The organism is Nostoc flagelliforme FACHB-838 (assembly GCF_014698065.1).
Taxonomy (GTDB): domain Bacteria; phylum Cyanobacteriota; class Cyanobacteriia; order Cyanobacteriales; family Nostocaceae; genus Nostoc; species Nostoc flagelliforme_B.
The window spans coordinates 1-10,022 of the sequence record NZ_JACJSI010000215.1; the positions used below are offsets into that span (position 1 = coordinate 1).

The window sequence follows — 10,022 nt, forward strand, 5'->3', positions numbered from 1 at the left end:
AAAGCGATCGCCTAAAACTTTCGCAATAAGCAAAACTTAATGACATTGATTTTAAATCTATTCTCAATAAAGTATGCTTATTGACATGATGCGGCCGCCCTGGTGTAGAAACGGGGACAGAAGGTAATGGAGGTAATATTAATATCAACTCTGGTTCTTTATCGTTACAAGATGGCGCTTATCTTTCTGCCGAAACCTTTGGACAAGGGAATGCAGGCACAATCGAAGTTAATGCGGCTGATTTGTTTACCATTTCTGGTAGCAATTCAAACATTAATGGTGGCTTGTTCGTTAACTCTCAAAGTACGACGGGTACTGCTGGAAATATTATCATCACACCTAGAGTTACCTTAGATAACAGTAGCGGAATCAACGCCGAATCTTTTTCAGGTAATGGTGGCAACATCTCTATTGACATTTCAATAGGTTTCATAATAGCCAAGCCTGTTCCCGAACCAACTTTAACATTCAGCGTGTTTATGAGCGCTGCTTTTTATGCTGCTTGGAGATTAACACGTAAAGAGAAGCAAACTCATGAATTGAAACCTTAATTGATATCATACCCACCGTAAACGGTCAGAAATTCCTTAAAACAAGCTCAATTGAACTGGTTTGAAGGTGGTTAACGCTTCAACGCCAACTGCTGGTTTTACACCAGCCTTATGAGTTAGTCATGAGCAAGAATACCTCACTCTCTTTTTCAGTTAGGGTGTACAACTTACATCTGCTTTAGCAATTGTTCTGAAAGCCAAGACTTAAGCCTATGGTTAGTAGACAATCAGCTACAAAAGATTTAATGGTGAACGCTTGAAAGTAGGTAAATGCAGGCATGAAAGACTGTGAGCAGAACAGCTAGATTTGCTGAATACAAAGGATTACCAATATCCTTCTTTTGGCTAATTCCGTTCCCTTTAGCGAATTGACTCCTCTTGAAAATAAATAGCGTGAGCGTTATAAATTTCCAGCAATAGCGGTTATTTATCTTATTTTCAAGCCAATTACTATTATTTTGCCTCTATTTAGCCGTTAATAATAATTTATACTCAGCTTTTCCTAATACACTTATAAATAAAGGCAACATCACAGTAGGTTTTATATTTTTGTACACAATAATTAATAATTAATTTCAAGTTTTTACTGATTGTTTAAAGTAAAATTTGTATGACCTTTTCTTAATATTTCATGGCAGAATTGAACTTAAGTCTATATTTTGGTTTCCCGATGAAATTATAAAATTATTGGACAGATGCTTTGGGGTAAAGAAATCGGCTCTACTAGTTAATGTAGGAAGCAAGAGATGAGCGATCGCACTTTTCGGCGGCACAACGCAGGAAGATTAAATCATACGAATTCATCGCTTGTCTCGTCCAATATTCCGACATTGGCTAATCCAACGCGCGGTTTTACTCCGACAAACAATACTCCGCTCCAGACAGTTACCGAAACAGCAGACGAGCTTATTGAAACACAGTCTACTGATGAGCAATTTTTAGAATCAGAAGCTATCAAAGAGAAACCTCTTAGCCACGATATTAGTCGTATGTCGTTGCGTTCTCCCCAGGCGAAATTTGCAATAAACGAGCCAGAAAATCTTGATGGGCAGGAAACTAGTGGCATTGCACATCAGGTAATGCAGAGGATGAGTGAGCCAGTAGACACACAGTTTACTCAACACGAAGAATTACCAGAAGACCAAGACCAGTTATCAGAAGACCAAAACCAGTTACCAGAAGACGAAGACCAATTACAAATGAAATCTCTGGGAGAGAGTTTTTCGCTACAACGTGAAGAATTACCAGAAGACCAAGACCAGTTACAAATGAAGCACCAAGTGACTTCATTTCAAGCATTTACAGAGGTGCAACCTTCAAATAAAGGGCTTGGACATGACATTAGTCGAATATCGCTACGTCGTCCACAAACAAAACTGACAGTTAATGAGCCGGGGGACGTTTACGAGCAGGAAGCTGATAAAGTAGCACAGCAGGTAATGCAGAGGATGAGCGAACCTGCTGGAAATCAGCAATCTATCCAACGAGAAGAATTGCCAGAGGAAGAGGAAGAATTACAAATGAAATCCCTAACTGCTTCGTCTCAAACAGTTAGTGGGATGCAGCCTCTCACCCACGACATTAGTCGAATGTCACTGCGTCTACAAACAAGACTCACAGTTAACCAGCCTGGAGATATTTACGAGCAGGAAGCTGATAGAGTAGCAGGTCAGGTAATGCAGAGAATGAGCGAGTCGGTGAATCGCCAGTCTATCCAAAGGGAAGCATTACCAGAGGAAAAAGACCAATTACAAATGAAATCCTTGGCAGATTCCATTACTCCTGTAGTGCAGCGTAAAGGTGGAGGAGGGATAGCAGCAACATCTGAGCTAGAAACTTCTATTCAACAAGCACGTGGAGGTGGACAGCTACTCTCAGACGATATCCGGCAACCAATGGAACAGGCGTTTGGGACTGATTTCAGCAGTGTGAAAATCCATACAGATAGCCGCTCCGATCATCTGAACCAATCCGTTCAAGCTCGTGCTTTCACCACGGGACAGGATATTTTCTTCCGTCAAGGAGAATATTCTCCAGGAAGTGATGGAGGAAAGGAATTACTTGCCCATGAGTTGACTCACGTTGTCCAACAAAATGGCGGTGCAGTTCAACCTAAATCTATTCCTGACCAAGGGGTAAAAAACAATAAGATACAGACTAAAGCCTTCTTAACTTCTCCTTCTATCGAGCAGCCAATTCAGCGCCGAGAGAATCCGCAACAGCAACCTGAGCGGGATAATCAGGGACAGGTAGAGCAAGCAACGGTGAAAGCTGATGTGCAAAACCGAGAAGGGCAACGTCAGGCTCCGGTAAATAAAGGCGTGGCAGCAGCTTCACCTCCAGCAGACGGGGGTGGTGCGGCAGCAGGCACTTCTGGAAATCCATCAGCAAACCAGAACAAAAATAATCCTCAGCAACAAGGTGAGGCAGATAAGCAAGGACAGTTAAAGCAAGCAGATCCGAAGGCTAATCCTCAACAAGGGCAACAGCCTCCAGACGGAAAAGGCTCAGTGGCAGCAGGCTTACCTGGAGCAGAAGCAGGTGGAGAAAAGGCTCCTGCTTCTGCAAACGATGACCCAGGCTTCCAAGCAGTAGTCGGTACAACGAAAGAGGTCGCAGCAAAGCAGAAGAAACACGAACCAGCTAAAAACAAAGCTCAAGAAGCCCAATCTGCTGCTGTACCTCCTGGCAACGAAGTAGACAGTAAAGCGCAAGCGAATCAAGTTGGTGAAATGGAGCAGACTGAAACTCCACAATTTGATGCAGCCGATTTCAAAGCCAAACTCATGGAGCGAATTGCCGATGTAGCTCCTAAGAACTTGGAAGAGGCGGACAACTTTAAAAATAACAACAAACTTGACTCAGTTAAGGGCGATTTGAGCGGCAAAGTTGATGAAGAGCAGAAAGCTTCTCAAAAACCTCTGGAAGAAAAAGCAAAAGAAACGCCTGACACCAGTGGAATTGAGTCGAAAAAAGTGACGCCACTGTCAGCAAATGACCCTGGAGCGCCTGCATCAGATATCGGTGCTGAAAAAGCAGCACCAAAGCCGAAGGGGCAAAGTGAAGTTGAAGCTCCACTGCAACAAGACAGCAAAAAGCTTGACCAGCAAATGAGTGAGGCAAATGTTACTGAGGAGCAGTTAGCGAACTCTAACGAACCGGAATTCCAAGGGGCGCTTAAAGCTAAGGAAGAAGCTCAAACTAATGCTGTACAAGCCCCTCCAAAGTATCGCCAGCAAGAGCAAGACCTGGTAAAAAATGCTCAAGCTGCTGCTCTAGGCACGGCACAACAGAATCTCCAGGATATGCATGGTGTACGCACCCAACAGCTAGGTCAGGTCGGAGAGCAGCAGGTAGGAGCCAAGAGTAAAGACGAGCAGGCACGGGTTAAGGTCGCTACTGATATTAATAAGATTTACGAAGATACCAAAGTCCAAGTTGAGAAAACTCTTGGCGACCTAGACTCTAAAGTTCAGCAAGAGTTCGATGCTGGTGCGGCTGAGGCTAAGAAAGTCTTTGAGGATTACGTTGACCAGCGGATGAAGAAATATAAAGATGATCGATATAGCGGCTTTTGGGGGCCTGGAAAATGGTTAATAGATAAATTGTTCGGTATGCCCTCAGAGGTCAACGCCTTCTATGAAGAAGGACGACAGATGTACATCGGTAAGATGGATGCTGTGATCGATAAGGTTATCACGATTATCAGTAAAGGGTTGACACAGGCAAAAGCAGAAATTGCCAAGGGTAAACAGAAGATTGAGAAATATGTCAACCAATTGCCTGAAGACCTCAAAGGGGTCGGTCAACAAGCAGCAACAGAGATTCAGGGCAAATTTGAAGAGTTGCAGCAGAGCGTCAGCGATAAAGAAAATGAGCTAATTGATACCCTGGCACAAAAGTATCAGGAGAACCTCAAAGCTGTTGACGATCGCATCAATCAAATGAAGGAAGAAAATAAGGGATTGGTGCAGAAGGCGATCGACTTCGTTGTGGGAGTAGTTAAGACGATTATTGAACTAGGAAAACTGCTGCTACAGGTTTTAGCAAAAGCCGCTAGCATCATCCCGAAAATTCTCCAAGATCCGATTGGTTTCTTAAAGAATGTAGTTCAGGGAATCAAACAAGGTTTCCAGAACTTTGTGAAAAATATCGGCAAGCATCTCCAGCAAGGACTGATAGGCTGGCTGACAGGCACTTTGGCAGAAGCTGGTGTGACGATGCCAGAGAGCTTTGACATGAAAGGCATCTTTGGCTTGGTGATGGAAGTGCTGGGGCTGGGGTATGAAGGTATCCGAAAACAGGCAGTGAAAAAATTTGGCAGGCGCAAAGCCGAGCTTTTGGAAGAACGCTCCGAGATATACCAAATAATAGCCGCCGAAGGTGTGGCTGGTCTGTGGCAGTTCGTCCAGGATCAGATTGGTGATCTGAGGGCGCTGGTGCTAGACCCTCTCAAGGACTTTGTGATCCAGAACGTGATTGAGGCAGGGGTGACGTGGATTCTCAGCCTGTTTAATCCAGCTTCAGCATTCATCAAAGCGTGCCAGGCGATTTACGAGATAGTCATGTTCTTTATTGAACGTGCTAGCCAAATTGCAGAGTTGATTAACGCCATTATTGATGCAATAGTTGCGATCGCCAGCGGTTCCATAGAAGCAGCCGCGAAGGGGATAGAAGATGCTTTAGCCAAGGCGCTACCAGTGGTAATCAGCTTTTTAGCAAGTCTCTTGGGCTTGGGTGGCATCAGCCAGAAGGTTCAAGCCATTATCGCCAAGGTGCGTAGACCTTTTGAGAAAGCACTTCTCTGGGTGATTGAGAAGGAAGTTAAGCTTGTCGCGGGTATTGAGAAAAAGTTCGATAGGTCTAAAGGAAATAAGGAAAAAAATAAGCACAAAGATAAGGACAATAAGTCTGAGGAGAAGACTAGAGAGCAAAAAGCTAAAGATAATAAGTCTGACCAAAAGACTAGAGAGCAAAAAGCTAAAGATAATAAGTCTGACCAGAAGACTAGAGGCCAGAAAGCAAAAGACAAGTACAACAAGACATTAGAAAAAGGAAAAGAAAAAGTAGCTGCGATCGTTGAATGGTGGAAAGCCAAGAAGAAATTTAAAGCTTCAGATGGCGAAACTCATACTCTATTTTTTAAGGGGGCTGATAGAAACTCTACATTAATGGTAGCGAGTAAGAACCCAAAACCTTATACGCAATTTTTAGAGTGGGTAGAAGGGAATGAAACATTAAATGACGATAAAACAAAAGCTATCAAAGAAGCAAAATTAATTGCACAAGACATTGAGCAGGAGACAACTAGACCATTAGGAAAAAAACTGTCGAGTGCACAAAAAGAAAAAGCTATGAAGGAAAAGAAGGAAAACATCGAAAAACTTCTACAAAAACTTCAAACACCTACTGCAAAACTTTTTGGCAGTGATTTGCCTGACTGGCAACCACCGAAGTTGGGGGGTGTGAATAGTGCAGGTTTTGGTAAGTGGATGAAAGCTGAAGCGTTGACAAAAGTGAAAGTAGGAAGCGGTTCTGCTCCTACCCAAGCAAAACATGACATATACGACATCTTAAATAAGCGCAGAGACAAAGGAGGTAGCGCCAGTTACTATGTTAGAGGACATTTATTGAACGAAAAACTTGGTGGTGAAGGTAAATGGGAAAACATGACACCTCTTTCAAGAGCAGGCAATGGAGAACATGAAGCTCAATTTGAATCTTTAGTCAAAGCGGCAGTAAATTCAGGTGCTATTATGGAGTACCACGTAGAACCTATTTATCAACAAAGAAGTGATAAAACTTCATTAAAAGCAGAAGTAGATAAACTTTATCCTTCAAGTCCAAAAGATACTGTAGAAATAAAAGAAATTATTGATGCTGAAGATCATGTACCAGTTGCATTGACATGCCACACTCAAAGGTTAGAAAAAGTTAATAATAAATTGCAGGGGGTAGGAACTCCAAGAGCTTGGTCGCTAATCAATGAAGTAAAGCGTAATGCAGATGATTACTTTATTCAGAATAGCCCAAGTAAAAAATCTGAACCGATTGATATTAATTCAGCATCATTGAATGAGTTAGAGAATATTCCAGGAATAACAAAATCGCAGGCAGAAGACATTCATAAGGTTGTTCAAAATCGTAAGCGACCTTTTGGACAGTACGATACTCTAGCTAGAGAGACTGGTATAGGTCTTCCAGAATTAAAGAAATTGAAAGAAAATGGTAATATTGTTTTGAGATAATAGTCGGCTTCTGATGTTTGAGAGAATCATCTAATATAGTTAGTAATTGTTCATGTCTACTTATCATGGAAACCAGAAAGAAATTTCAGGCACTAAAAAAAGAACTGAGAGATTTGAATAATATTCAAGTTAATACGTGCGAACTGACCTTTTATGCTCCGAAAAAAGTAAGGGAGAAAGCGCAGGAGATGGGTATACCACAGCAAATCCTTTCTTTTTATGAAAACTCTAATGGATTTGAATTAAATTGGGAAATGCTAAGTTCCCCCGATCCAGATGTTTTAGGAAGGGTTAAAATATTATCTTTAAGTGAAGTAATTCAAGATTGGAAGGACGTTGTATATTTTGAGGATACTGAATTAGACGATCCTATCCGAACCTTTCGTCCATTTGATTTTTTTGTAGATGAAGCCTGCGTTGGTATTTTCTTAGAAGAAGAGTTTGATAATTCACTTTACCTATATAAATTTGGCTCAGAACCATTTAGATTAGATTTGGATATTTCTGGATATATAAAATTACTAATAGCTGCTAGAGGATTTCTTTATTGGCAAAATGTTATTGAGGCATTAAAGACAGAGAGCCATAATACAGAAGTAGAAAGATTTAGAACATTTATGCCTCAAATTTTTCCTAACTTCTCATTTGATGAATTCTCTAATAATTATGAAAACCTTCGGCTTTCAAAAATATAGAAATTAAATATTATGATTTACTCAACAATGAGGCTTATTGCTTCTAACCAGCAAACTCTTAAGCAAAATGAGTAATAACATTGAATATTTCCGCTTAGAAAAAGAGTTAATTTTACACGCTCATACTCACTCTCCACTTAACCTTCACACTATCTTCCTATCCCTAACCAAACAAGATGACCAACTCATCGAGTGTCGTCTCACTTTCCAAGTTAGCCCCAAACTCTATAAACGTATCGAGACAGAAGCGTTATTCAATCTCAAGCCAGATGTGCGTAACCCTGTTTCTGGTGGTGAATTCTTGCCTGAAGGTGACATCATAATCGAAACCAGTCTCAAACCTGATTTACTGCTACATCTAGTAGAACACGCCGTCAAGATTGATGAAACTGCAACTTATCTATTGAATTTAGGCCAAGAACAACCAGAAAACCCACTGCTATTTACTGAAAATTGGTTGTGTTTATCTGTCAAGCAACAACAAGATTCAGGTGAAATTGGCTACCGTACTCTTTGGTCTTATATTAGCCCAACGGCTCTTGCTCACACAGCTACTTCCAGTGAAGAAATTTCTCAGGGAATAGTCAATTTCTTTCAAGATTGGGCGAAAGCTAATCTCTCTACTAAAGCACAGAAATCTTCTTCTAAAATGCTGGCGGGAATCAATAAGTTTTTGACCGAATTAGCTGATATTAATGTGGATAAAATTACTCAAGGAATCGAAGCAAGTTTTCCACTTAATTTAACAAATGGAGATATTTTTGAAGAAGTAGTTAATTTCTTTAAAGCTGATGGTTGGCCTTTTATCCAACTTGTAGAACAGCCAGCTTTACAGATAGCTTTTCAGGGTGAAAATGGTCAGTGGACTTGTTACGCCAGAGTCAGAACGGAACAGCAGCAATTCGTTTTTTACTCTATTTCCCCAGTCAACGCACCAGAAGATAAACGATTGGCAATAGCAGAGTTTTTAACTAGAGCTAATTCAGGTATGATTATAGGCAATTTTGAGCTAGATTTTGCTGACGGGGAGATTAGCTACAAAACTAGTATTGACGTAGAAGGCGATCGCCTCAGTTCAGCACTCATTCAACGGGTGGTTTACGCCAACGTCACAATGATGGATGAATACCTGCCAGGAATTTTGTCTGTAATCTATGGTAATTTATCGCCAGAAGAAGCGATCGCTCAAATCGAGTAATAAGCAGTGCGATCGCCTGATACTGACTTGGGAGTGGGATAATGTGTAGGGCGATCGCACCTTTTGGTCTTATATTATTAGTCCAAAAGCCTCGGTTAATCTGAGTTATAATTCTCACGACTGGTTGAATTGCAATTATATGAAAGCTACTGAAACCATTGATACATCTGTAACGTTGCCAATTGAGCTATACCAAGCACTTGTTAAACAAGCACAGGCACATGGATATTGGGTTAGTGACGAAATAACAGCGTTGCTGTCCCCTTTGCTTATCCAGGTATCCACTGAACTGGCTCAAGAGTTTGTGGCTTGCGAAGCAGCAAGTGATGAGGACTGCCTAAGTATGAAAGCGATACTAGCATCACTTGATGCGGTAGCGGTTTCCCATGAAGTAAAAAACTAAATAGCTAGAGGAGATATTCTCTTAGTTGGTTTGCCTGAGTCAGAGAAGCGAGAAGAAAAGGGCAATCGTCCAGCAATTGTGGTTCAAATAGATATTGCAACTTCTCCGATGTTGATGATTGTTCCGGTTACGTCTTCATTAGGTGCATTGCGTTTTCCATTTACAGTCAGAATTGAGCCATCGGAACAGAATGGTTTAACCTTGCCTTCCGTAGCAATGGTGTTTCAACTGCGAGCTATCGACCGAAAGCGTATAATTCAGAAAATAGGTGAGTTAGAGTTGCAATACTTAGCCCAAGTTGATGCAGAAATTTGGCAGATGTTAAAGCCAAAAGAAGCCCAAGAGTAAGCTACATTCAATATTCACGTCAACGTCACAATGATGGATGAATACTTACCAGGGATTTTATCTGTCATCTATGGTAATGTATCGCCAAAGAAAGCGATCGCTCACGTTGAAAGGTAAGTTATTTAAGCAGATAGCCAGTAAATCACGAGCAATATTCAACAATTAAGAGCAGATATGTAGCTATCACCAAAATTCTCATTTACAACAGCCGGACGGATAATATTCAACAATTGAATAGCTCATCGGGCAATACGGTTCGGTTAACAAAGTTATCTGTTGAGGCGAGCAGTTCTTGAGCAGGGGGAGAAGAGAAGCAGGGGAAGAGAAATTGCTTAATAATAACTCTCTTGCCTCCCCTGCACCCCCTGCCTCCCCTGCTTATCCGAACCGTATTGCACGTCCTGGGACTCAAGCAGCTTTTCCCAAAGTCCGCTTAGTGCTACTGATTGAAGCTGGAACGCATTTAATTGTTGATGCTTTAATGTGTCCTTACCGTATTGGTGAGCGGGTCAGGGTTAAAAAGTTACTACGGTCTGTGACACAAGGAATGTTATTGATGTGGGACAGAGGGTTACATTC

At 41.4% G+C, this 10,022-nt stretch carries 7 protein-coding genes and 1 pseudogene; all 8 read left to right on the forward strand.

Annotated features, from left to right (window positions below; translation table 11 throughout):
• Positions 1–242: 242 nt before the first annotated feature.
• Positions 243–551, forward strand: coding sequence for a hypothetical protein (locus H6G97_RS37775; RefSeq protein WP_190945824.1), 309 nt, complete (start codon positions 243–245; stop codon positions 549–551).
• Between the two features lie 746 nt (positions 552–1,297).
• Entirely contained in the window at positions 1,298–6,799 is a 5,502-nt protein-coding gene (locus H6G97_RS37780) for an eCIS core domain-containing protein (RefSeq protein WP_190945825.1), read from the forward strand.
• A gap of 65 nt (positions 6,800–6,864) precedes the next feature.
• Complete coding sequence (locus tag H6G97_RS37785) at positions 6,865–7,494, forward strand: hypothetical protein (protein WP_190945826.1); 630 nt, start codon at positions 6,865–6,867, stop codon at positions 7,492–7,494.
• A gap of 67 nt (positions 7,495–7,561) precedes the next feature.
• Positions 7,562–8,692: a type III secretion system chaperone family protein gene (locus H6G97_RS37790; RefSeq protein ID WP_190945827.1), complete on the forward strand. Its 1,131-nt coding sequence runs from the start codon at positions 7,562–7,564 to the stop codon at positions 8,690–8,692.
• 139 nt (positions 8,693–8,831) lie between these two features.
• Complete coding sequence (locus H6G97_RS37795; protein WP_190945828.1) at positions 8,832–9,095, forward strand: hypothetical protein; 264 nt, start codon at positions 8,832–8,834, stop codon at positions 9,093–9,095.
• 15 nt (positions 9,096–9,110) lie between these two features.
• Positions 9,111–9,443 carry a type II toxin-antitoxin system PemK/MazF family toxin gene (locus H6G97_RS37800; RefSeq protein WP_338421928.1) on the forward strand — a complete coding sequence of 111 codons (333 nt, stop codon included), beginning with the start codon at positions 9,111–9,113 and terminating at the stop codon, positions 9,441–9,443.
• A gap of 37 nt (positions 9,444–9,480) precedes the next feature.
• Positions 9,481–9,609 (forward strand): hypothetical protein, encoded by a 129-nt coding sequence (locus H6G97_RS55030; protein ID WP_277883396.1) that lies wholly within the window; start codon positions 9,481–9,483, stop codon positions 9,607–9,609.
• Between the two features lie 228 nt (positions 9,610–9,837).
• Positions 9,838–10,022 (forward strand): annotated as a pseudogene (locus H6G97_RS37805) (IS4 family transposase); the annotation flags it as partial.

Excerpts from the sequence above, each read along its gene's own strand:
- H6G97_RS55030 (WP_277883396.1), top strand. The coding sequence starts at position 9,481 with ATGAATACTTACCAGGGATTTTATCTGTCATCTATGGTAATGTATCGC.
- H6G97_RS37790 (WP_190945827.1), top strand. The coding sequence starts at position 7,562 with ATGAGTAATAACATTGAATATTTCCGCTTAGAAAAAGAGTTAATTTTA.
- H6G97_RS37795 (WP_190945828.1), top strand. The coding sequence starts at position 8,832 with ATGAAAGCTACTGAAACCATTGATACATCTGTAACGTTGCCAATTGAG.
- H6G97_RS37780 (WP_190945825.1), top strand. The coding sequence starts at position 1,298 with ATGAGCGATCGCACTTTTCGGCGGCACAACGCAGGAAGATTAAATCAT.
- H6G97_RS37785 (WP_190945826.1), top strand. The coding sequence starts at position 6,865 with ATGGAAACCAGAAAGAAATTTCAGGCACTAAAAAAAGAACTGAGAGAT.